22 protein-coding genes and 1 pseudogene are annotated in these 22,174 nt (G+C 71.2%); 10 read left to right on the top strand and 13 right to left on the bottom strand.

Translation table 11 applies throughout. The features are described from left to right. Positions 1–1,217: pseudogene (locus C5708_RS10185) on the bottom strand (hypothetical protein); the annotation flags it as partial. Between the two features lie 208 nt (positions 1,218–1,425). On the opposite strand from C5708_RS10185, the gene C5708_RS10180 reads away from it, so the two are divergent. Further along, on the top strand, positions 1,426–3,297 hold the full coding sequence (locus C5708_RS10180; RefSeq protein WP_242920626.1) for a DUF885 family protein: 1,872 nt from the start codon (positions 1,426–1,428) through the stop codon (positions 3,295–3,297). A 7-nt stretch (positions 3,298–3,304) separates the two neighbouring features. Here C5708_RS10180 and pncB read toward each other — a convergent pair whose 3' ends face one another. Continuing rightward, positions 3,305–4,609, bottom strand: coding sequence for a nicotinate phosphoribosyltransferase (pncB, locus tag C5708_RS10175; protein ID WP_242920624.1), 1,305 nt, complete (start codon positions 4,607–4,609; stop codon positions 3,305–3,307). 92 nt (positions 4,610–4,701) lie between these two features. Here pncB and C5708_RS10170 point away from each other — a divergent pair, with 92 nt between their 5' ends. Then, complete coding sequence (locus tag C5708_RS10170; protein WP_242920622.1) at positions 4,702–5,265, top strand: NADPH-dependent FMN reductase; 564 nt, start codon at positions 4,702–4,704, stop codon at positions 5,263–5,265. A 104-nt stretch (positions 5,266–5,369) separates the two neighbouring features. Then, positions 5,370–5,705 carry a GIY-YIG nuclease family protein gene (locus C5708_RS10165; RefSeq protein ID WP_242920620.1) on the top strand — a complete coding sequence of 112 codons (336 nt, stop codon included), beginning with the start codon at positions 5,370–5,372 and terminating at the stop codon, positions 5,703–5,705. 148 nt (positions 5,706–5,853) lie between these two features. On the opposite strand, the gene C5708_RS10160 is transcribed toward C5708_RS10165, so the two are convergent. Continuing rightward, complete coding sequence (locus tag C5708_RS10160) at positions 5,854–6,291, bottom strand: DUF3617 family protein (RefSeq protein WP_242920618.1); 438 nt, start codon at positions 6,289–6,291, stop codon at positions 5,854–5,856. A 195-nt stretch (positions 6,292–6,486) separates the two neighbouring features. On the opposite strand from C5708_RS10160, the gene rpmB reads away from it, so the two are divergent. Next, complete coding sequence (gene rpmB, locus C5708_RS10155; protein ID WP_242920616.1) at positions 6,487–6,780, top strand: 50S ribosomal protein L28; 294 nt, start codon at positions 6,487–6,489, stop codon at positions 6,778–6,780. An 81-nt stretch (positions 6,781–6,861) separates the two neighbouring features. Here the strand turns inward: rpmB and C5708_RS10150 are convergent, their stop codons facing one another. From C5708_RS10150 to C5708_RS10135, 4 genes are all read right to left on the bottom strand, one after another. After that, positions 6,862–8,010, bottom strand: coding sequence for an L-lactate dehydrogenase (locus C5708_RS10150; RefSeq protein WP_242920614.1), 1,149 nt, complete (start codon positions 8,008–8,010; stop codon positions 6,862–6,864). After that, the gene (locus C5708_RS10145) at positions 8,007–9,008 is read right to left on the bottom strand and encodes an esterase-like activity of phytase family protein (RefSeq protein WP_242920612.1); all 1,002 of its coding nucleotides are present in this window, start codon (positions 9,006–9,008) and stop codon (positions 8,007–8,009) included. Before C5708_RS10145 ends, C5708_RS10150 begins: the two co-directional genes overlap by 4 nt. A 71-nt stretch (positions 9,009–9,079) precedes the next feature. Continuing rightward, positions 9,080–11,032: a cobaltochelatase subunit CobT gene (gene cobT / locus C5708_RS10140; protein ID WP_242920610.1), complete on the bottom strand. Its 1,953-nt coding sequence runs from the start codon at positions 11,030–11,032 to the stop codon at positions 9,080–9,082. A gap of 86 nt (positions 11,033–11,118) precedes the next feature. After that, entirely contained in the window at positions 11,119–12,309 is a 1,191-nt protein-coding gene (locus C5708_RS10135; protein ID WP_242920608.1) for a DUF3089 domain-containing protein, read from the bottom strand. Between the two features lie 141 nt (positions 12,310–12,450). Between C5708_RS10135 and C5708_RS10130 the strand changes: the two genes are divergently transcribed. The 3 genes from C5708_RS10130 (at position 12,451) to C5708_RS10120 (ending at position 13,703) form a co-directional block, all read left to right on the top strand. Beyond that, the gene (locus C5708_RS10130) at positions 12,451–12,813 is read left to right on the top strand and encodes a phage holin family protein (RefSeq protein ID WP_242920607.1); all 363 of its coding nucleotides are present in this window, start codon (positions 12,451–12,453) and stop codon (positions 12,811–12,813) included. A 184-nt stretch (positions 12,814–12,997) separates the two neighbouring features. Continuing rightward, positions 12,998–13,207 (top strand): cold-shock protein, encoded by a 210-nt coding sequence (locus C5708_RS10125; protein ID WP_242920605.1) that lies wholly within the window; start codon positions 12,998–13,000, stop codon positions 13,205–13,207. 274 nt (positions 13,208–13,481) lie between these two features. Beyond that, on the top strand, positions 13,482–13,703 hold the full coding sequence (locus C5708_RS10120; protein ID WP_242920603.1) for a hypothetical protein: 222 nt from the start codon (positions 13,482–13,484) through the stop codon (positions 13,701–13,703). On the opposite strand, the gene cobS is transcribed toward C5708_RS10120, so the two are convergent. Then, positions 13,700–14,704, bottom strand: a complete 1,005-nt coding sequence (gene cobS, locus C5708_RS10115; RefSeq protein WP_242920601.1) for a cobaltochelatase subunit CobS — start codon at positions 14,702–14,704, stop codon at positions 13,700–13,702. The genes C5708_RS10120 and cobS overlap by 4 nt on opposite strands. Positions 14,705–14,781: 77 nt before the next feature. Beyond that, entirely contained in the window at positions 14,782–15,438 is a 657-nt protein-coding gene (locus C5708_RS10110; protein WP_242920599.1) for a J domain-containing protein, read from the bottom strand. 55 nt (positions 15,439–15,493) lie between these two features. On the opposite strand from C5708_RS10110, the gene C5708_RS10105 reads away from it, so the two are divergent. Further along, positions 15,494–15,766: a BolA family protein gene (locus C5708_RS10105; RefSeq protein WP_242920597.1), complete on the top strand. Its 273-nt coding sequence runs from the start codon at positions 15,494–15,496 to the stop codon at positions 15,764–15,766. A 70-nt stretch (positions 15,767–15,836) separates the two neighbouring features. Here the strand turns inward: C5708_RS10105 and C5708_RS10100 are convergent, their stop codons facing one another. The 4 genes from C5708_RS10100 to C5708_RS10085 form a co-directional block, all read right to left on the bottom strand. Beyond that, a complete protein-coding gene (locus C5708_RS10100; RefSeq protein WP_242920595.1) occupies positions 15,837–16,544 on the bottom strand; it encodes a hypothetical protein in 708 nt (235 codons plus the stop codon). A gap of 114 nt (positions 16,545–16,658) precedes the next feature. Further along, entirely contained in the window at positions 16,659–17,942 is a 1,284-nt protein-coding gene (locus tag C5708_RS10095) for an HlyC/CorC family transporter (protein ID WP_242920593.1), read from the bottom strand. Next, entirely contained in the window at positions 17,939–19,060 is a 1,122-nt protein-coding gene (gene aroB, locus C5708_RS10090; RefSeq protein WP_242920591.1) for a 3-dehydroquinate synthase, read from the bottom strand. Before aroB ends, C5708_RS10095 begins: the two co-directional genes overlap by 4 nt. Beyond that, positions 19,057–19,605, bottom strand: a complete 549-nt coding sequence (locus tag C5708_RS10085) for a shikimate kinase (RefSeq protein WP_242920589.1) — start codon at positions 19,603–19,605, stop codon at positions 19,057–19,059. Before C5708_RS10085 ends, aroB begins: the two co-directional genes overlap by 4 nt. 200 nt (positions 19,606–19,805) lie before the next feature. Between C5708_RS10085 and C5708_RS10080 the strand changes: the two genes are divergently transcribed. Both C5708_RS10080 and C5708_RS10075 read left to right on the top strand, forming a co-directional pair. Continuing rightward, complete coding sequence (locus C5708_RS10080; protein ID WP_242920587.1) at positions 19,806–21,242, top strand: hypothetical protein; 1,437 nt, start codon at positions 19,806–19,808, stop codon at positions 21,240–21,242. Further along, positions 21,239–22,171, top strand: a complete 933-nt coding sequence (locus C5708_RS10075; protein WP_242920585.1) for a tyrosine recombinase — start codon at positions 21,239–21,241, stop codon at positions 22,169–22,171. The genes C5708_RS10080 and C5708_RS10075 overlap by 4 nt, the downstream gene beginning before the upstream one ends. The last annotated feature ends 3 nt before the right edge of the window (positions 22,172–22,174 follow it).

The raw sequence follows: 22,174 nt of genomic DNA, 5'->3' as shown, positions 1-22,174 counted from the left end.
GCCTGGGCCTGCTGGGCGCGTTGCTGCTGCTCGGCCTGCCGCTGCGCCTGCATCTGCCGGGCCTGTTGCTGCTCGGCCTGGACGCGCTGGGCGGCTTCGGCTTGGCGCTGGGCCTGCATCTGCTGGAGACGCTGCTGCTGGGCCTGTTGCGCCGCCTGGGCCTGCTGGGCGCGCTGCTCGTCGGCCAGTCTGCGGGCCTGGTCGGCCTGGGCGCGATCGGCCTGGGCGCGATCGGCCTGGGCGCGCTCGGCGGCCGCCTGGGCCGCCTGACGGTTCGCGTCGAAGGCGACGGCCTGCGGCGGGGGCGGGCGGTTGCGATCGCCGAACGCCCAGGGCAGCAGGCGGCGGGCGGGATTGTCGGCGGGGCGCGGCGGCGGCGGGGCCCAGGCCGGCGGCGGCGGCGGACCTTGATAGTTGGCCTGCCGCCAGGCGGCGAAGCGATTGGCGGCGGCCTCCCGCTGCATCCGCTCGTCCCGCCAGTAGGCCTGCTCCTCGGCCTCGTGGGCGGCGTGATAGGCCCGCCACTCGGCGTCGCGGCTCTGCTGCTCGGCCCAGGCGGCCCGCTCGGCGGCCATCTCGGCGCGCCGCGCCGCCCAGTTGGCGGCCGCCACGCTGCGGCGGTCGTTGTCGAGCGAGGCCTGATAGAGCGCCCGCGCGCGCGCCAGGTAGCGGCCGGCGTCCTCGGCCTGACGGTAGGCGTAGTCGTCCGGCAGGGGGCGGCCATAGGCGTCGTAGACCACCGTCAACTGGTCGCCGGAATAGCCGTAGGCGTACTGCGGGTCGCGGACGAGGTAAGGATAATCGGCGCCCGGGCGGTAGTAGTAATAGCGATAGCCGCCGTCGACGGGCTCGACCACGCGCATGGAGTCGTCGCGGCCGCGCCAGACCCACGGCCGATCGCCGCCGTAGTCGACGCCGTAGTCCGGCGGGGCGTCGGCCAGGCTGTCGTTCATGGCGTAGGCCTGGTCGAGATAGGCGTAGCGGTCCTGCGGCCGGGCGAGGCGCGTCACCTTGGCCGGCGGCGCTGCGGGCAGGCGCTTGACCGCCGGCGCGGGAGCCGGCGGCGTCTCCGGTCCCGCGGTCAACGGCAGGGCCGGCGGCGGCGGCGCGGCGGCGGCCGGCGGCGGGGTCTGGGCCGGCTTTTCGCAGGCGGCCAGGGCCAGGGCGGCGGCGAGCGCCACGTAGGAGGCGTGAAGGCGGGGCGATGGGCGTTGCACGGGCGAATCTCCGGCGACGGTTGTTGGCGTCCAGGGTCAGCATCGGACATGCCGCCTGAACAGCTAGAATAATCGACGTTGTCTGACGTTCATCCGCCAAGCGTACGCCCGCCCCTTGCGACGCAAAAGGCGGTCGACGCGCGGCGGATCAGGCAATAGGTGTCGCTGAGCCCGCCAGGACGACGGGAAGGATAGAGGAAACCGGCCCATGGCCCAGACGTCTTCGCCCGGGCGGCTCGATCGCCGCGCCCTGCTGCTGGCCCTCGGAACCACGGCCCTGGCCACGGGCGCGGGGGCCGCGCCGGCCCGCCGCGCGGCGCCGGCCTCGGCCTTGCAGGGCCTGTTCGCCGACATCGCCCGCGAGCTGCTCGACAGCCTGCCCGAGACCACCACCATGATGGGGCTCGACCACGGCGCGCACGCTTCGGCCAGGGGCCGGCTGAACGAACGCTCCGGCGCCGAGCGCGCGCGGGCGGCCAAGGCCTCGGCCGAATTCCGCCGCCGGCTGTCGACCATCGACCGCAAGGGCGTTTCGGGCGTCCAGGGCGCGGTCTACGACACCGTCGCCTACTGGCTGGACGAGAACGCTGCGGCCGCCAAGTTCCCCTACTGGGACCAGATGGCCGGCCAGATCTCGCCCTATGTGCTGAGCCAGCTCGGCGGCGCCTACCAGTCGGTTCCAGACTTCCTCGACAGCCAGCACCCCGTCGCCGACAAGGCCGACGCCGACGCCTATGTCAGCCGCCTGCACGCCTTCGCCAGGGTGATGGATCAGGAGACCGCGCGCTTCAAGGCCGACGTGGCGGGCGGCGTGCTGCCTCCGGGCTTCATCCTCGACAAGGCGCTGGCCTCGATGAAGGGCCTGCGCGACGGTCCGACGGCCAGCTCGACCCTGGTCGCCTCCCTGGCCCGCCGCGCCAAGGAGGCTGGGGTCTCCGGCGACTACGCCGCCCAGGCCGCGGCTGTCGTCGACGGCGAGATCAAGCCGGCCCTGGCCCGCCAGATCGCCGCCCTGACCGCCGCGCGGCCCGGCGCGGTGGACACGCCCAGCGTCATGCGCCTGCCGAACGGCGAGGCCTTCTACGCCGAGGCCCTGCGCCAGAACATCACCACCAGCCTGACCGCCAAGGAGGTGCACCAGCTCGGCCTGGACATCGCCGCCAAACTGACCGCCGAGATCGACCAGGCGATGAAGGCGCAGGGCTTGACCCAGGGCTCGGTCGGCGAGCGGTTCAAGGCGCTCTACGCCGACCCGAAATACCATTTCCCCAACACCGACGCCGGCAAGGAAGAACTGCTGGCCTATCTCAAGGACAAGGTGGCCGAGGTCCGCGCCCGCCTGCCGCAGGCCTTCCGAACCCTGCCCAAGTCCGAGATGTTCATCAAACGGGTGTCGCCCTATCTGGAGGCGAGCTCGCCGGGCGCCTATGCGTGGCCGCCGGGGGTGGGCGGCTCGCGGCCCGGCGCCTATTACATCAACCTGCGCGACACGGCCGAGACGCCGCGCTGGACCCTGGCCACCCTGACCTATCACGAGGGCATTCCCGGCCACTATCTGCAAGGGGCCCTGGAGAACGAGTCGACCGAGCTGCCGCTGGTGCAGCAGATTCTCGGCGTCGACTACAACTTGCCGAGCTTCAACGCCTATCTTGAGGGCTGGGCGCTCTATTCCGAACAGCTCGCCGACGAGCTGGGCATGTACGCCAACGACCAGACGGCGCGCATCGGCTACCTGCACGACGCCCTGTTCCGGGCCGGCCGCCTGGTGGTCGATTCCGGCCTGCACGCCCTGGGCTGGAGCCGCGACAAGTCGGTGGGATATTTCGTCGACCTGCTCGGCGACCCGGTGGCCTCGGCCACGGGCGAGGTCGACCGCTACTGCGTCTGGCCGGGCCAAGCGTGCAGCTACATGGTCGGCAAGGCCACCTGGCTGCGGCTGCGCGACAAGGCCAAGGCCGCTCTGGGCGCGAAGTTCGACATCCGCGACTTCCACGACGCCGGCCTGCTGGCCGGGGCCATGCCGCTCAGCGTGCTGGAAGAGGTGATCGACCGCTATATCGCCGCCAAGAAGAAGGCCTGAGCCGGCCTCAGACGCGGACGGCGCGGGCGGTCATGCCGCCGTCGCCGAACACCCGCAGGTAACGGGCGACCTCGGCCGGGTCGCCCACGGCCTTGTTGGGGTTGTCCGACAGCTTGACCGCCGGCCGGCCGCCGGCCTCGGTGATCTTGCAGACCAGCGAGATCGGATCGAGGCTCGGCCGCAGGTCCGGCGCCGCGCCGACGAAGTCGTTGGTCAGGTTGGTGCCCCAGCCGAAGCTCATGCGCACCTGCCCGTGGAAATGGGCGTGCACGGCCTCGATGGCGTCCACGTCCATGCCGTCGGAGAACACCAGCAGCTTGTCGCGCGGATCGCGGCCGTGGGCGCGCCACCAGTCGAGGATCATCTGGCCGCCCTCGATCGGCGGGGCCGAATCCGGACGGAAGCCCGTCCAGTCCGCCACCCAGTCAGGCGCGTCGCGCAGGAAGGCCTCGGTGCCGAAGGCGTCGGGCAGCACGACCCGCAGATTGCCGCCATAGGCCGCGGCCCATTCCTCCAGCACGCGATAGGGAACCTGCCGCAGGGCGTCGTCGTCCGGCGCCAGCGCGGCCAGGGCCATCGGCAGTTCGTGGCCGTTGGTGCCGATGGCCTCCAGATCGCCGTCCATGGCCAGCAGCACGTTGGACGAGCCGATGAAGGCCTCGCTCAGGCCCTCCTTCAGCGCCTCGACGCACCAGCGTTGCCACAGGAAGCTGTGCCGGCGACGGGTGCCGAAGTCGGACAGGATCAGCCCGTCGAGGGCGCGCAGCCGCTCGACCTTGTTCCACAGCTTGGCCTTGGCGCGGGCGTAGAGCACGTCGAGGGCGAAGCGGCCCATGCCTCGCATCGCCCGGCGCGAGCGCAGCTCGTTGATGATGGAGAGGGCGGGGATCTCCCACAGCGTCACCTCGGCCCAGGGGCCGTGGAAGTCGAGGGCGAACTGGCCGTCCTCGCGGCGCAACTGGTATTCCGGCAGGCGATAGCCGTCGAGCCAGGCCAGGAACTCCGGCTCGAAGATCTGGGCGCGGCCGTAGAAGCTGTTGCCGGCCAGCCAGATGCGCTCCTTCTTGCTCAGGCGCACGGTGCGGGCGTGGTCGAGCTGCTCGCGCAGCTCGGCTTCGTCGATCTCGTCGGCCAGGCGCACGCTGCGCGTGCGGTTGACCAGCGAGAACTTGACGTCGACGTCGCGATGCCGCCGCCAGATCAATTGCAGCATCATCAGCTTGTAGAAGTCGGTGTCGAGCAGGCTGCGGACGATGGGATCGAGCCGCCAGGCGTGGTTGTAGACGCGGGTGGCGATGTCGTTGACTTGCATGGGCCCCGTCAGCGCAGATGCCGCTTCGTTGACGGACGCGAGCGTGGCACGACTGCGCGGGCCGCGACAAGGACGCCGCCGGGGAGACGTGAATGGTCAGAATTCTGGGACTGTCGGGAAGCCTGCGCCGCGGCTCCTACAACGCCGGCCTGCTGCGCGCGGCGCGGGCGGTCGCGCCCGACGGGGTGACGATCGAGGTCGGCTCCATCCACGAGGTGCCGCTCTACAACTACGACGACGAGGTCGCGCACGGCCTGCCGCCGGCGGTGACCCGGTTGAAGGAGGCCTTCGCCGCCGCCGACGGGGTGCTGCTGGTCACGCCCGAATACAACAACGGCGTGCCCGGCGTGTTCAAGAACGCCATCGACTGGATGTCGCGCCCGTCCTCCGACATCGCCCGGGTGTTCGGCGGCAAGCCGGTGGCGCTGATCGGCGCCTCGCCCGGCGGATTCGGCGCCGTGCTGGCCCAGAACGGCTGGCTGCCGGTGCTGCGCACCCTCGGCGTGCGGCTGTGGTCCGGCGGCCGGATGATGGTCTCGCACGCCGGCCAGCTGTTCGACGACGACGGCGAGCTGATCGACGAGACCACCCGCGAGCGGCTCGGGGCGCTGGTCGAGGCCTTCGCGGCGTCGATCCGGACCGGCGAGGGGCGCTAGCCTTCTGGTGGTTGGATAATATTATCCGGGTATAATTGACCTTCTGTCTCCCTCGACCTAGAAGGGCCGGGCGGCGCGACCGGCGTCGGCGCGGGAGCGAGACCATGGACGGAGCCGATCGCAAGGCGGCCATCGCCGCCTACAAGGAACGCAAGACGGCGGCGGGGGTGTTCGTGATCCGCTGCCTGGCCTCGGGCGAACAGTGGGTTGGCGAGAGCACCCACCTGGACACCCAGCAGAACGGGCTGTGGTTCGCGCTGCGGCACGGCGGCGGCCTCAATCCGGGCCTGAAGGCGGCCTGGCGCGCGCACGGCGAGGCGGCCTTCGTCTTCGAGGCCCTGGAGCGGCTGCCCGAGGACGTGCCGGCCTATCTGCGCCGCGGGCGGCTGCGCGAGCTCGGCGACGCCTGGCGGACGCGGCTGGGAGCCTTGCGATGCTGATCGGATCTAGGGATTAACGCCGCTGGCCGGACCCGGCGAACAGGCGCGAAACGAATCATGACCGAATCAGCGACCTGCGCCGATTCAGGCTTTGTTCCATACCAGATATAGTATCCTGGTTCGCGGCGGGCACAAACCGTTTTCGCGGTCAGGGGCAGGTGGCCGCCACCCGCTTGCCGGTGGCCGTGGCCGACAGCGGCAAGCCGTCGACGGTGCGCAGGCGGACGTTCAGCTTGATGGTGTCGGGCGTGTAGGAGCCGGTGGCCGAGACCGGGGCCACCCGGTTCTTCTTCTTGTCGGTCCAGGTGCCCTTCAGCACGATCTTGCCGTCGGCGATCTGCTTGGTCGGGTAGTCGCAGCGATAGTGGCGCGTGCACAGGCCGTCGGTGAACTGGTCGATCTCCGCCGCCTTCAGGCACTTCTTCTCGGAATGCAGGGGGATGAACCCCCACTTGTATGTGTATTCCCAAAGGCCCGGCGTCAGGCCCTGGTCGGCGGCCTGAGCCTGGGTCTGGGCCAGGGCCGGGACGGCGGGAGCGCCCAGGATCGCCGCGACGAGCGCGGCGGCGGTGATGAGGCGCGTCATGGCGGCTCCGTCGGTCGATGTCGTGCGCTTCATATAGTGGGCGATCTGAACGGCTGTTGAAGGCGAAGGCCGTTGATTTGAATCAAGGTTCCTGCGCGACCTTGACGCGGCGAGCAGGTTTCGCCTATATCGCCCCCTCTCGCGCGAGCCCTGCTTCCGCGCGTCCGGAATTCTTTTGCGAAGGTCTGTCTAGCCATGTCGCGCCGCTGCGAACTTACGGGTGTTGGCCCGATGGTGGGTCACAACGTGAGCCACTCGAACATCAAGACGAAGCGCCGGTTCCTGCCCGCGCTGTCGCCGACGAGCCTGCAATCGGAATCGCTGGGCCAGACCTTCAAGCTGCGCATCACCAATGCGGCGCTGCGCACGCTCGACTTCAAGGGCGGCCTGGACGCGTTCCTGGTCGGCGCCCGCGACGAGGACCTGTCGGCCCGCGCGCTGAAGATCAAGAAGCAGGTCAAGGCCAAGCTGGCGCAGGTCGCCGCCTAAGCCGCTTCCGCGCTTTCGCAATTCGGCAAGGGCCGGCGGCGACGCCGGCCCTTTCTGCGTTCCGGCCGGCCCGCGTCCGGGTCAGCGCGATTCGGCCAGCAGCTCCCGTCCCGCCGCCCGCACGTCGGCGCAGCCGGTCAGGGACATGGCCATCAGCATCTCCTGGCGCAGCAGCGACAGCATGTGCGCCACGCCGGCCTCGCCGCGCGCGCCCAGCGCCCAGGCCCAGGCGCGGCCGATCAGGCAGGCTTTGGCGCCCAGGGCCAGCGCCTTGACCACGTCCAGGCCCGAGCGGACGCCGCCATCCATCAGCACGGCGAGGTCGTCGCCGACCGCGTCGACGATCGGCGGCAGGGCGGCCACGCCCGACAGCACGCCGTCGAGCTGCCGGCCGCCGTGGTTGGAGACGACGATCCCGTCGACGCCGCAGCGCCGGGCCTCGCGGGCGTCGTCCGGGTCGAGCACGCCCTTGACCACCAGCGGTCCCGGCCAGCGCGCCCGCACCCATTCGATGTCCTTCCAGGTCAGGCTGGGGTCGAAGTTGCGCAGCACCCAGGGCCAGAACTCGGCCACGCCCTTGGCCTCGGGGATGGCGGCGGCCAGGTTGCCGAAGGTGTGCGGCCCGCCGTTGATCTGCACGTCCCACAGCCAGGCGGGATGGCCAAGCCCGTCCAGGGCGCGCTTGACCCCCGCCAGCGGATCGCTCCCGCCGAACAGGCCGCTGCGCATGTCGCGATAGCGCGCGCCCGGCAGCGGCAGGTCGACGGTGAACATCAGCACCGGGCAGGCCTTGTCGCGGGCCTGGTCCAGCAGGGCTTCGATATAGCCGCGGTCCTTGATCATGTAGAGCTGGAACCAGGGCGGCGCGCCGACCCCCGCCGTCACCTCGTCCAGGTCGCACACGCCCATGGTCGACAGGGTGAAGGGCACGCCGCCCGCCCTGGCCGCGCGGGCCGCCTGCACCTCGCCGCGGCGGGCGTACATGCCGGCCATGCCGACGGGCGCCAGCGCCAGGGGCATGGCCAGGGTCTGGCCGAACACCTCGGTCTGCAACGAGACCTGCGAGACGTCGCGCAGCACCCGCTGGCGCAGGGCGGCGGCCTCGAAGTCCTCGACATTGCGCCGCAGGGTGGCCTCGGCGTAGGAGCCGCCGTCGATATAGTCGAACAGCAGGCGGGGCAGGCGGCGTCGGGCCAGTTCGCGATAGTCGCCGACGCAGGCCGGGATCACCGGACCGGCTTCCAGTCGAAGGCCAGGAGCAGCGAGCGCTGCTTGTCCGAGAAGTTGTCATCGACGATGAGATAGAAGCGCACGTCGCCGTTCGGCCGGGACACGGCCGCCACGCCTTCGAAATTGTCGACCGTCAGCGGCGGGGCCAGATGCAGGCGGGCCTTGACCTTGGGGCGGGGGTGGGTCGCCGGATTCTCGATCACCGACAGGATGATGCGCGAGCCAGTCAGCGGCGTCCAGGAATGGTGCAGCACGGCCAGGTCGCCCTGCGGGGTCTCGCCCAGGGCGCTGAGGCGGTAGGCCAGCGGCGGCGGGAACTGGCCCGGCGCCTTGGCGCAGGCGGCCTTCAGGCGGCAGAGCCAGATCGAGCCGCCCTCGATCCCGACCCAATAGGCGTCCGGTCCCTGGCTGGGGGCCAGGGCCAGCCCCTCCATGCCGCGGTTCTCGGGCATCTTCTCGTCGGGCATCGGCGCGGCGTAGGGCCGGCCGGTTCCGCCCGGATAGATCCAGATGCGATGGTCGCGCTCGAAGCTGACCATCATGTCGCCGTTGGGCCACAGGGCCACGCCTTCGGCGTCGGCCTCGACCTTGGACGGCAGCGGGCCGCCGTCCTGGCCGCGCAGGAAGCCGATATGGGCGTCGTCCAGCCCCACCAGCCGGCCTTGGGGGTCGAGGCGGATGCGGGCGGTGAGCAGGTCGCCCTCGTCGGACTCCGAGATCATCGTCCCGTCCGGGGCGACCTTGAGGTCGGAAAGGCCGCCGAGGCGCGAGGTGTCGGGGCTGGTCAGCCACAGGCCGCCGGCGTAGCGGAACCCGTCGACCTCGGTCTGCTTCGGATCGTCGGGGTTCAGCGGCACGGGCCGGTCGGGAATGCGGATGGCGCCGTCGGCGCGCACCGGCATGGGCGGCGGCGCGGGCGGCGGCGTGGTCTTGGGGCTGCAGGCGGCGAGAAGGGCCACGCAGGCGGCGGCGAGCAGGCCGTGGCGGCGTCCTCCCATGTTCCGCATGGCGGAACGGGGGAGGGGGGAGGACGAAGGAAGCCGGCTGGCCGGTCCCGGCGCTTCCGTCCTCATCCGCCGGCCGCCGCGCGCACGTCGCGGAAGGTGGTTCGGCGCGGAGACGGGGCCGGGCCGCCCTGCACCGACGGCGGCGCCTGCAGGGCGGTCAGCCCGCCGCGACGGGCGGCCTTGGGCTCTTCCTCGAACAGGGCGGCCAGTTGCTCGACGATGGCCCCGCCCAACTGTTCGACGTCGACGATGGTGACGGCCCGGCGATAGTAGCGGGTGACGTCGTGGCCGATGCCGATGGCGATCAGCTCGACCGGCGAGGCGGTCTCGATCTGGCCGATCACCGTGCGCAGGTGTCGTTCCAGATAATGGCCGCTGTTCACCGACAGGGTCGAATCGTCGACCGGCGCGCCGTCGGAGATCACCATCAGGATGCGCCGCGCCTCCGGGCGGCCGACCAGCCGCTGGTGCGCCCAGATCAGCGCCTCGCCGTCGATGTTCTCTTTCAGCAGGCCCTCGCGCATCATCAGGCCGAGGTTCTTGCGCGCCCGCCGCCAGGGGCTGTCGGCGCCCTTGTAGATGATGTGGCGCAGATCGTTCAGCCGGCCGGGCGACGGCGGTTTGCCGGCCTTGATCCATTCCTCGCGCGACTGGCCGCCCTTCCAGGCGCGGGTGGTGAAGCCGAGGATCTCGACCTTGACCCCGCACCGCTCCAGCGTACGCGCCAGGATGTCAGCGCAGACGGCGGCGACCATGATCGGCCGACCGCGCATCGAGCCGGAATTGTCGATCAGCAGGCTGACCACGGTGTCGCGGAACTCGGTGTCCTCTTCCTGCTTGAAGGACAGCGGCGCGGTGGGGTCGATGATGACGCGGGTCAGGCGCGCCACGTCGAGCATCCCTTCCTCCAGATCGAAGGTCCAGGCGCGGTTCTGCTGGGCCAGCAGCCGCCGTTGCAGCCGGTTGGCCAGGCGCGAGACCACCGACGACAGGGCCGAGAGCTGCTGGTCGAGATAGGCCCGCAGCCGGGTCAGCTCCTCGGCGTCGCACAGGTCCTCGGCGTCGACGATCTCGTCGTGGGCGGCGGTGAACACCTTGTACGGCGGCTCGACCTTGCCCGGGTCGCGGATGTCGGGCCGGGCCGGCTTGGCGCCGTCGCCCATCTCGGGCGCCTCGTCCGACATTTCCGAGGCCTCGTCGTCCTCGACCTGGGTCATCTGCTCTTCGCCGGCGTCGCCGTCGCTTTCCGAGGTCTCGACGTCCTCGCTCGAGGAGCCCTCCGGCGTCTGGCCCTCGCCCTCGCCGTCTTGGTCGTCGCTCTCGGTCTGCTCGGACTGGTCCTCGCCGTCGTCCTCCTCGGTGTCCTCGCTGGTGTCGGAGAGGTCCTCGCCGAGGTCGAGATCGTGCAGGATGGTGCGGGCGATGCGGGCGAAGGCGGTCTGGTCGTCGATGGCCGCGGCCAGCCTGTCGAGGTCGGCGCCGGCCTTGGCCTCGATGTCGGCGCGGAAGTGGTCGACCACCGTCCTCGCGCCCTCCGGCGGGGCGTCGCCGGTCAGGCGCTCGCGCACCAGCATGGCCAGCACGTCGGCGATCGGGGCGGTCGAGCGGTCTTCCAGGCGGCCCAGGCCCTTGCGCTCGATATTGGCCTCCAGCACCGCCGTCAGGTTGGCGCGCACGCCGCCCAGGGCGTTGGCGCCGATGGCCTCGACGCGGGCCTGCTCGACCGCCTCGAACACCGCCGATCCCTGCGGCGAGTGCGGCCGCAGGCGGGCGTGGGCGGCGGCGTCGTGGTGCGACAGGCGCAGCGCCATCTGGTCGGCGAGGCCGCGGATGCGGGCCGCCTCCTTGGCGTTCAGGTCGCGCGGCGGGTGGGGCAGGACGGCCCTGTGGCCGACCAGGCTGGGCCCGTCGCCGGAGAACACCACCTCCAGGTCCGGCAGCTCGGCCAGCGAGCGCGCCGCATGGGCCAGGGCGCGCTTGAACGGTTCGGTGGGGCTTTCGGGTTTGTTCGCCATCGCCCGTCCGTTCTAGCGCGCGGGGGCGCGGGGATGGAAGGATCAGGCGGCCTCGCCGGACGCTTTTTCCGGCGAGGCGGCGGGCCTCATCGTCCCTTGCGGGTCGTCCAGGCGGCGGACTGGGCGCCGACGACGTCGAGCAGGTTCCCCATGGCCTCGTTGACGTCGATCAGATGCAGGCCCCAGTCGCGCAGCACTGTCCCGTAGGCCACCACGTCGCCGGCGATGTCGCTGGCGCGCGGACCGGCCGGGTCGCCGTTCACCGACACCGCCAGATAGTCGAAGCCGTCGCGGCTGACGCACTCGGCCGACAGCAGGCCGGGGACCGAGACGAACGGCGTGGTCACGGTCTTGCCCTTCACCCAGGCGGGCCCCTCGGCCGAGTCCCCCAGGCCCGAGCCGCGCGCGGCCAGATAGGCGTGCAGGCCGGCCTTGCCGCCGGCGAGGGCGGCGGGGTTGGTGCAGCCGGCGACCAGGCCCGGCTGGTCGGCCTTGCCGAAGCGGCTGCCGGCCGGCGGCGGGCTGGAGGCCCGGAACGACACATAGGTGACCACGCAGCCCGTCTGGCCGGCGGCGCGGCACAGCGGCATGGTCTTGAAGTCGCCGCCCACGTCCTTGCCCGGCGGCACGCCGATGTTGGAGCCGAGCAGCACGGCCGAGACCACTCGCGCCTGGACCGGCTTGCCGTCGATCTCTCGCTCGATCAGGGCCTTGAGCACGTTGGCTCCCTGGCTGTGCCCGATCAGCACCACGCCGCGGCCGCCGTTGTCGTGCTGCAGATAATGGTTCCAGGCGTCGCGGACGTCGTCATAGGCCAGGGCCCGGTCGATCTGGACCTGATGACCGGTCATCAGCTGCTTGAGCGCCGTCAGCGTCACCTGCCGGTAGAGCGGCGCGAAGGTGCGGCAGCGGCTGGCGAAGCGGGCGAACTGCTGCTTGATGACGCCCAGCTCTTCGGGGCCGGGCTTCATGTCGCTGTTCGGGGTCGGGTCGTTGGAGACGGTGGGGTAGACGTAGAAGCAATCGATCGCCGGGGCGGCGGCGGCCTTGAACGGCTCGGGGGTCAAGGTCCCGTCGGCGGCGACCGCCGTGGCGCTCAGGTCGACGGCGCAGGCGTCCTGGCGTCCGGGCCGGCAGAGCCAGTTGGCGCCGTCGGCGTAGTCGTTGGCGGCCGGGCGGGCGGCGGCGGGCGCTTCCTGCGCGACGGCGGTCGAACGGACGCCGCCGCCGAGGGCGAGGGCGGCCAGGGCCGCGACGACGAGGCGATGGTGCGGCACGGGCGTCTCCAGGTTTTTTCGTTGATCTGCAGCGAGCATGCCGGGCGTGGGCGCCCCGGTCCAGGGGCGACGAACGGACGCCCTCGACGGCGGCGGGCCGGCGCGGCTAGTGTCGGCGTCCATCATCCTAGGGGGATTTTGATGATCGGCTTCATCCTGCGGGCCCTGCTCGCCGCGCTCGGCCTCTGGATCGCCTCGAAGATCGTGCCCGGGATCGTGGTCAAGAGCATGGGCAGCCTGCTGGCCGCCGGCGTGCTGCTCGGGATCGTCAACGCCATCGTCCGCCCGATCGTGGTGGTGCTGACCCTGCCGTTCACCATCATCACCCTCGGCCTGTTCCTGCTGGTCGTGAACGGCGCGATGCTGGGCCTGGTGTCGTGGTTCCTGGGCGGCTTCCAGGTTCACGGCTTCTGGGCGGCCGTGTTCGGCGCGATCGTGGTGAGCCTGACCGGCTGGGTCGGCTCGTGGTTCATCGGTTCGCAAGGCCTCGAAGCGCGGGGCTGAGGGCCGTTTTCGGTCGGGGGTGGCGTTAAAGGGGGCTTGGCCCCATAATGCGGCTATCGATCTCTGTCGCACAAACGCTCGTCTCGGCCTTCGGGTGCAACCGCTGGCCCGTGACGCCGACCTTTCAGACCTCGATGGCCGGCTGGAATCCTCCCGCTGGCCTGCACTTGTTCGGAGGCTGAAAATGGCTCTCGGCACTGTTAAATGGTTCAATTCCACCAAGGGTTACGGGTTCATCCAACCCGAAGACGGCGGTCGCGACGTGTTCGTGCACATCAGCGCCGTCGAAAGCTCGCAGCTTTCCTCGCTCGCCGAAGGTCAGAAGCTGACCTTCGAAGTCACGCGCGACGCGCGGACCGGCAAGGAATCCGCGGTTAAGCTGGAGCTTGCCTAAGGGCGAAGCCTTCGCGGCTTCTAGAGAGACGGTCATCGCATCCCACGGGACTGCGGTGGGCCGTCTCACCATCCAAACATTCAGTATCCGCCTCGACGACAACGGCCATCTCGCATCCGCTCGGGATTCGGCAGGCCATGGCGCTCCAGGCGGCCGCGCGGTGACGGTCGAGCTTTGGCCCGATGACGTTGGCGGCTGGCGATTCCATCGCCGGCGATGATGCCTCTGTGGAGCGCGGTCGGCGCGCTCCCGTTTTTCAACTTAAGGAGCCGCCTTGAGCGTCATCGATCTGATCCCCGTGCTTGGCGACAAGGAACTCGCCACCCTGCGCAGCAACGCGACCCGACTGGCGGAGACCGGCGACCTGACCCGCCGAACCCGGGCGGCCGAAATGATTCCGCTGATCGACGCCGAACTCGCCGACCGCAAGGCCAAGGCCCCGCCCCCCGCCGCCAAGGCGAAGCGGGCGGCCAAGGCGAAGCCGGCGGAAAGCTAGGCGACCTTCACCCGCGCGGCGCTTTCGGGCAGGTCCGCCCCGAAGGCGCGCTGGTAGAACTCGGCCACGGTCGGCCGCTCCAGCTCGTCGCACTTGTTCAGGAAGGTCAGGCGGAAGGCCAGGCCGATGTCGCCGGCGAAGATCTCGGCGTTCTGGGCCCAGGTGATCACCGTGCGCGGGCTCATGACGGTCGAGATGTCGCCGTTCATGAAGGCGTTGCGGGTCATGTCGGCGACGCGGACCATGGCGGCGATGGTGCGGCGGCCTTCCGGCGTGGCGTAGGCCGGGGCCTTGGCCAGCACGATCTCGGCCTCGACCTCATGGCTGAGGTAGTTCAGCGTGGTCACGATCGACCAGCGGTCCATCTGGCCTTGGTTGATCTGCTGGGTGCCGTGATAGAGGCCGGTGGTGTCGCCCAGGCCGATAGTGTTGGTGGTCGAGAACAGCCGGAAATACGGGTTGGCCCGGATCACCCGGTTCTGGTCGAGCAGGGTCAGCTTGCCGCCGGCCTCCAGCACGCGCTGGATGACGAACATCACGTCCGGGCGGCCGGCGTCGTACTCGTCGAACACCAGGGCGATCGGACGCTGCAGCGCCCAGGGCAGGATGCCTTCGCGGAACTCGGTGACCTGCTGGCCTTCGCGCAGGACGATGGCGTCCTTGCCGACCAGGTCGATACGGCTGACGTGGCTGTCGAGGTTGACCCGCACCAGCGGCCAGTTCAGGCGGGCGGCGACCTGCTCGATGTGGGTCGACTTGCCGGTGCCGTGATAGCCCTGGACCATGACGCGGCGATCGTAGGCGAAGCCGGCGCACAGGGCCAGCGTCGTCTGGGGATCGAAGCGGTAGGCCGGATCGAGTTCCGGCACGTGGCTGTCGGCCTGCGAGAAGGCTGGCACCATCATGTCGGAATCGACGCCGAACGTGTCGCGCACCGAAACCATCTTGTCGGGCGTCAGGGACAGCAGGGCGTCGTCGGGGGTGTCGATCAAGCTGGTCATGGGCTCAGGCATTATCGCGTTATCGGCGGCAAGCAAACGGGTGTTCGGACAATTTTCGCCCAGGCGGGCCCTGGGACTCAGGCGAGGCCCGCCTTGCGCAGCGCCTTGTAGGCCTTGATGACGCGCTGCAGCTTGTGCTCGGCCGAACGGTCGCCGCCGTTGGAGTCCGGATGGCAGCGTTTGACCAGCTCGGTGTAGCGGGCGCGGATGGCCGGGGCGTCGGCATGGACGTCCAGATCGAGGTCGGCCAGGGCGTTGCGTTCGATCTTGCCGATGCGGCGGTCCTGGGCGGCGCGATCCTGCTCGGCGCGGCGGCGGGCGGCGCCGAAGATGCCGAACGGATCGGCGTAGCCCTGGCCGGAGCCGGCCTTGGCCGTGAAGGCGGCGGCCTCGCGCGAGGCGCGGCTGGCCTTGAATTGCCAGGTGGGGCGCCCGCCCGTGACCTGCTCCTCGGCCTGGCGGGTGCGGATCTCGCCCTCGCTCATGCCGGCGAAGAAGTCCCAGCTCCTGTTGTACTCGGCCGCGTGCGGCTGACAGAACCAGTAGTGGTCGGCCAGCAGGTCGCGCGACTTGGGCGCCTTGGCGGTGGCGGCGGCCCGGCAGCCGGGATGGTCGCAGGCCCGCTCGCCCGGCTTGAGGGCGTGCACGTCCTTCGCCGCGTCCTCCTCGCCCTCCTTGGGGGGGCGGACGCGGATGTCGATGAATCTGGGCTTGTATTGAAACGCACCGGCCATGGGGCGAAGTATGTGCCTGAAGCTTTCGCATTCAAGAATTGACAGGGAAAAAGCTATGGGCGCCGTCACCGAAACCATCCGGAACAAGCTCGAAGCGGCGTTTTCGCCGAGCCGGCTGGAGATCGAGGACGACAGCGCCCGCCACCACGGCCACGCGGGAAGCCGCGAGGGCGGGGAAAGCCACTTCAATGTATTGATCGAGGCCAAGGCTTTCGAGGGGCGCCAGCAGATCACCCGTCAGCGCATGGTCTATCAGGCCTTGGCCGAGGAGTTGGCCGGCCCCGTCCACGCCCTGTCCGTCAAGGCCCTGGCGCCCGGCGAGATCTGAACGAACAAGAAATCCCGCCGCCTTTCGGGGCGGCGGGATCGAGTCGGACGCGCGGCGCCTCGGCGAGGCGTTATTTCTTCTTGGGCTCGGCGGCGGCGAAGCCGGCCTTGGGCGCGTCGAAGCCTTCGGCGTTGAAGGTCATCTGCTGCACGCCGGCCTGGAAGAACTCGGCCTCGACTATCACGGCCTTCGCGGTCTTCAGGGCGGCGACCAGCTTGGTTTCGCCGCGCAGGAACACGATGTCGTTGGAGCCGTCCGACCCGGTGACGGCGTTGACGCTCTGGATCGCGCCGTCGTCGAACTTGATGCGGATGCGGCAGCCGTCGATGATGCTGCAGTTGAACTGGCCGCCCTCGGGCAGTTTGACATAGACGTCCGACCCCTTCGGCCCGTGCCGGACGCACAGCCTGGTCGCCTGATTCTTGTAAGGGAAGTCGAGCTTCACCTCGTTGGTCGAGGTCAGGCAGCCCCAGCGGGTGACGCTGTTGCTCATGGCGTCGGTCTTCTCGCCATAGTCCCAGTTGGCCGCTATGGCCTTGGCCGCCGCGTCCGCCTCGGCCTTGGATTCGGCTTCCTTCGCGGCGTTGGCGCCGGCCGCGTTCTGGGCGGCGGCCAGGGTGGCGCCCCGTTTGGCGCCCTCGCCGATCGCGTCGAGGTTGGACAGGACCACGACGAGCGGGCCGCCGATGAACACGGCGCCCAGGATGATGAGCGCGATCTTGAATTTGCTGGGTTTCTTGGCGGCGGCCGCGCCGCCTTCGGACAGATTGGTCGTCAATGGTTCCCCCTGCGCCTCGTTGGCGGTCGGAACGAAAAAAGAACATCGCGATCGTCTTGTCAATCTTTAGGCGACTAATCTCAGCAATGAATCTTATGGTTGCGCTTCGCCCTTTCAGCCGGGGCCGGCCTCCAGGGGCGGGCTGACGCGCAGGGCGGTGATCTGGTTGCGCTGCCGGCGCAGGACCTGGAACCGGTGGCCGTAGAAGATGAAGGTCTGCCCCGGTTCGGGGATGGTCTGGGCCTCATGGATGACCAGGCCGGCGATGGTCACGGCGTGGTCGTCGGGCAGGTGCCAGTCCATCGCCCGGTTGAGGTCGCGCACCGTCACCGAGCCGTCGACGTGGATCGAGCCGTCGCCCTGTCGGCGCAGGCCCTGGACGGCGGCGTCGTGCTCGTCCTCGATCTCGCCGACGATCTCCTCGAGGATGTCCTCCAGCGTCACCATGCCCTGCAGCGCGCCGTACTCGTCGACCACCAGGGCGAAATGGCTGCGCCGCTTGAGGAAGGCGTTGAGCTGGTCCTTGAGGTTGGTGGTGTCGGGAATGAACCAGGGCTCGCGGGCGATGGCCATCAGGTCGAGGCCGGCGGTCCGGCCGCCCGCCGCGGCGATGGCCCGGGCCAGGTCCTTGGCGTGCAGCACGCCGACGATGTTCTCGGGATCGTCGCGATAGAGCGGCAGGCGGGTGTGGGGGGCGTCCAGCGCCTGGGCCACCAGATCGGCGATGGGCAGGTCGGCGTCGAGCATGTCGATCGACTTGCGGTGCACCATCACTTCCGAGACGTCCATCTCGGCCAGGTCGAGCACGCCGCCCAGCATGCGCCGGTCGCGGCCCTCCACCGCGCCTTCCGAGTGGTGGTACTCGACCGCGCCGCGGATCTCCTCGTGCGCGGCCAGCACGTCGGTCTCCATGTCCAGCTTGACGCCGAACAGGCGCAGGGTTTTGCGGACGATGAACTGGATGGCGTAGATCACCGGGCCGAAGACCTTCACCACCACCAGGGTCGGGCCGGACAGGAAACGGGCGACGTCGTCCGAGCGCAGGATGGCCAGGGTCTTGGGCAGCACCTCGGCGAACACCAGCACCAGCACGGTCATCGTCCCGGTGGCGATGGCCACGCCCCAGGCGCCGGGGATGGTGCGGGTCAGCACCTCGGTGGCCAGGGCCGAGGCCAGGATGTTGATCAGGTTGTTGCCCAGCAGCACCGCGCCGATCATCGTCTCCTGGTCGCCGAGCAGGCGGTTGACGCGCTGGGCGGCGCGGTCGCCGTCGCGCTCCAGCTGGTGCATGCGGCCGCGGCTGGCCCCGGTCAGCGAGGTCTCGGCGGCCGAGAACAGGCCCGACACCGCCAGCAGGACGACGATGATCGGGGCGAGCGCGATCAGGGCGGCGGTCATGGCGTGGCCCCCTCGGCCAGCAGGAAGTCGCGCAGGGCGGCGGGATCGACGCCCCGGGCGGTGAAGGCCTCGCCGATGCGGCGGGCGAGGACGAAGGTCAGGGCCCCGCCCTCGGCCTTCTTGTCCTGGCCGGCGTGGGCGATCAGGCGGTCGGCGGCGAAGGGCCCGGCGGCAAGGTCGGACAGGCGGGCCGGCAGGCCGGCGGCGGCGATGGCGCGCTCGACGCGCTCGGCGTCCTGGCGGGGCGCGAGCCTTTGCGCCGCCGAGAAGCGGAAGGCCTGGGCGCAGCCCAGGGCCACCGCCTCGCCGTGCAGCAGGGCCTCGCCGAAGCCGACCTCGGCCTCCAGCGCGTGGCCGAAGGTATGGCCGAGATTGAGCAGGGCCCGGCGGCCGGCCTCCTTCTCGTCCTCGGCGACGATCTCGGCCTTCATCTCCACCGAGCGGGCGACGGCGTGGGCCAGGGCGCCCGGCTCGCGCGCCAGGACGGCGGCGGCCTCGGCCTCCAGCCATTCGAAGAAGGCGAAGTCGCCCAGCAGGCCGTACTTGATGATCTCGGCGTAGCCCGCGCGCATCTCGCGGTCGGGCAGGGTGGCCAGCACGTCGAGGTCGGCCAGCACCAGCCGGGGTTGGTGGAAGGCGCCGATCAGGTTCTTGCCGCGCGGGGTGTCGATGGCGGTCTTGCCGCCGACCGATGAATCGACCTGGGCCAGCAGGGTGGTGGGGATCTGCACGAAGTCGATCCCGCGCTTGTAGATCGCCGCGGCGAAGCCGGCGAGGTCGCCGACCACCCCGCCGCCGAAGGCCGCGATCAGGTCGCCCCGGTCCAGTTCCAGCGCCAGCAGCTGGTCGCTGAGCGCAGCCAGGCCCTCCCAGCTCTTGGACGCCTCGCCGGGCGGCACGGCGATGGTCGGCGCGGCCAGGCCCGCCCTTTCCAGGGCGGCGGTCAGGCGTGCGCCGTGCAGGCGGGCGACGGTCTGGTCGGCCACCACGGCGACGCGCCGGCGGCGGGCGTGGGGCGCGATCAGGTCGCCGGCCCGGTCGAGAAGCCCGGGCCCGATCAGGACGTCGTAGGCGCGCGCGCCCAGGCCCACGGGAACGGTGCGGGCGTCGGCGGTCATGACGGCGTAATCTCCTCGCGGTCCTGCAGTGCGGCGATGATGGCGTCGACGGTGTGCTGGTGCGGCACCTCGCCGGAATCGACGTGGATGTCGGCCAGGGCGTAGACCGGGTGGCGCTCGGCGGCCAGGGCCTCCAGCACGATCCGCGGGTCGCGGTCCTTGAGCAGCGGCCGGGTGTCCTTGCGGCTGACCCGGCGGACCAGGGTCTCGATCTCGGCCTTCAGCCAGACGGTGGTTGCCCGTTCGGCCAGCAGCGCCCGGGTCTCGGTGTTCATGAACGCCCCGCCGCCGGTGGCCAGGATGTGCGGCGGCTCGTCCAGCAGGCGCGCGATCACCCGGCGTTCGCCCTCGCGGAACTTGGCCTCGCCGTACTCGGTGAAGATCTCCGAGACGGTGCGGCCGGCGGCGGCCTCGATCTCCTCGTCGGCGTCGCGGAACGGCAGGCCGAGCGCATAGGCCAGCCGGCGGCCGACGCTGGTCTTGCCCACGCCCATCAGCCCCACCAGGGCGACCGTGCGGCGCAGCGAAGCGCGAGGCGGGCTCATCGCGCCGGCCTGCGGCGGCGGCGATGCTCGCGATCGGACGCCGTTGGGCTAAGGTCTGTCAGGTCTGCTCTGGTCACGACCCTGGCCTTTAGCGCGGTTTGAAGGCGAGAGGAAACGACGGGGCGACGCGGGCGGCGGTTTCAACCCTTCCGTCATCGCTTGGATGTTTCATGGGCCTCGCCGCCCCGCATGGAGGGATCATGAACAGGCTCGCCGCTCGACTGACCTTCGCCGCCGCCCTGGCCGGCGGCGCGGCCGCCTCGCCCGCCGCGGCCGAGGTGCAGGTCCAGGCCCTGACCGCGCCCGACCTGTTCTCGGCCGGCGCGCGCGACACCGGGCTCGGCCCCGACCTGTGGAAGGGCGCGTCGGCCGACCTCGCGCGGCAGGTGATCCCCCAGCTCGCCGCCAGGCCGCTGTCGCCGGCCGCCGCCGGCCTGACGCGCCGCGTGCTGGCCACGCCCGCCAACGCCCCGGAGGGCGCCGGCGCCGATCTCGCCCTGGCCGGGGCGCGGGCGCAGGCGCTGCTGGCGGTCGGCGACGCGCGGACGGTGGTCGAGATCGCCGAGCGCACCAACGGCGTGTCCAACAACGCCGCCCTGTCCCAGGCGGCGGCCGAAGCGGCTCTGCTGAGCGACCAGGACGACAAGGCCTGTCAAACGGCCGACGCCCTGACCGCCGACCGCGACGGGGTCTACTGGCTGCGTCTGCGGGCTTTCTGCCAGGCGTCGAGCCGCCAGCCGGCCGCCCAGCTCACCTTCGACCTCGCCGAACAGAAGGCCAAGGACCCGGTCTACGCCCGCATGATGGGGGTGCTGCTGGCCGGCGGCGGCGATCCGGGCGCGGCCTCCTTGCGCAACGGCCTGGACTACGCCCTGTCGCGCAAGCTGGGGCTCGACATCGCCGCCGCCCTGCCCAAGGCGTCTCCCGCCGTCGCCGAGGCGAGCGGCGCCAGGCTCCGCCCGGCCGACATCGGCGACCTCAGCGCGGCCGAGGCCGCCGCGCGCGCGGCCCTGAAGGCGGCCAAGACCCCGTCGGCCTTCGTCGCGGCGGCCAGGGCGGCCCGGCCGACGGTCGCCGCCCTGGCCGTCGCCGGCGCGCCGATGCAGGAGCCGGTGCTGTTCGCCGAGGCGGCGCTGGCCGCCGGCGACGTGAAGACCGCCCAGGCCGTGCGCGGCGGCCTGACCGGCGACGCCATACCGGGCGCCGGCGTCACCGATCTGGCCGTGCTCGACGCCGCCCTGGCCGCAGCCTCGGGCCGCACCGACGCCCAGACCCTGGACCAGCTGGTCGATCGCGGGACCAAGGACGCCGCCAAGGCGCGGGCCCGGCCCCAGGCCGCCGCCGCCCTGCTGGCGGCCCTGGGCGCGCCGATGACCCCCGACGCCCGCGCCGCCTTCGTCGAATTCGACCTGGGCAAGCCGGCGGCGACGCCTGCGCGCCTGCTGGCCCTCGACCTTTCGGCCGAGGCGGGACGCACGGGCGAGACGGCGCTGCTGGCCCTGTCGGTGGTTCTCGCCGCCGGACCGGCCGGTCCGTCCCCGGCCGACCGGGCGCGGATCGTGCGGGGCCTGGCGCGGGGCGGTTTGAAGACCGACGCCCGCGCCTTCGCGCTCGAAGGGCTGCTGGCCCTGCGATGAGCGCCGGATTCGCCTGGGTCGAGGCCTTCCTCGAAATGATGGCGGTGGAGCGGGCCGCCGCCCGCAACACCCTGACCGCCTACGGCAAAGACCTCGCCGACGCCCAGGCCTTCCTGTCGGCCAAGGGAACGGATCTCGCCGCCGCCGGGGCCGAGCAGGTCGAGGCCTATTTCGCCGAGCTCGGCGTGCGCGGCCTGTCGCCGTCCACCGCCGCCCGCCGCCGCGCGGCGGTGCGCCAGTTCTATCGCTTCGTGCTGAACGAGGGCTGGCGTCAGGACGACCCCTCCCGCCGGGTTGACGCGCCCAAGAAGGGCCGCCCGCTGCCCAAGGTGCTGTCGCGGGCCGAGATGGAGCGCCTGATCGCCGCCGCCGGCGCGCGCGACGGCCGGGCCGGCCTGCGCCTGGCCTGCCTGGTCGAGCTGATCTACGCCTCGGGCCTGCGCATCTCCGAGGCCCTGGCCCTGCCGTTGTCGGCGGTGGCGCGCGACCCGGCCTACCTGATCGTCAAGGGCAAGGGCGGCAAGGAGCGGCTGGCGCCGCTGAACGAGGCCGCCCGCGCGGCGGTCAAGGCCTACCTTCCCATGCGCGCCGCCTTCTTCTCCAAGGGCGCGGCCGACAGCTCCTGGCTGTTCCCCTCGCGCAGCCGCAAGGGCGAGGACGGCGTCGCCGGCCGGCTGACCCGCCGCCGCGTGTCGCAGATGCTGGACCAGGCGGCGATCGACGCCGGCATCGACCCGGCCAAGGTCAGTCCGCACGTGCTGCGCCACGCCTTCGCCACGCATTTGCTGGAGGGCGGCGCCGACCTGCGGGTGGTGCAGAAGCTGCTCGGCCACTCCGACATCGCCACCACCCAGATCTACACCCACGTCGCCGGCGAGCGCCTGCGCGAGGTGGTCGAGAAGGCCCACCCCTTGGCGCGCAAGGGCTAGAGG

Origin of the sequence: Caulobacter sp. CCUG 60055 (assembly GCF_022750545.1) — a bacterium.
Lineage (GTDB): Bacteria > Pseudomonadota > Alphaproteobacteria > Caulobacterales > Caulobacteraceae > PUIC01.
Note: the sequence above shows the minus strand (reverse complement) of the source record. Positions and strands in the feature narration are given on the sequence as shown.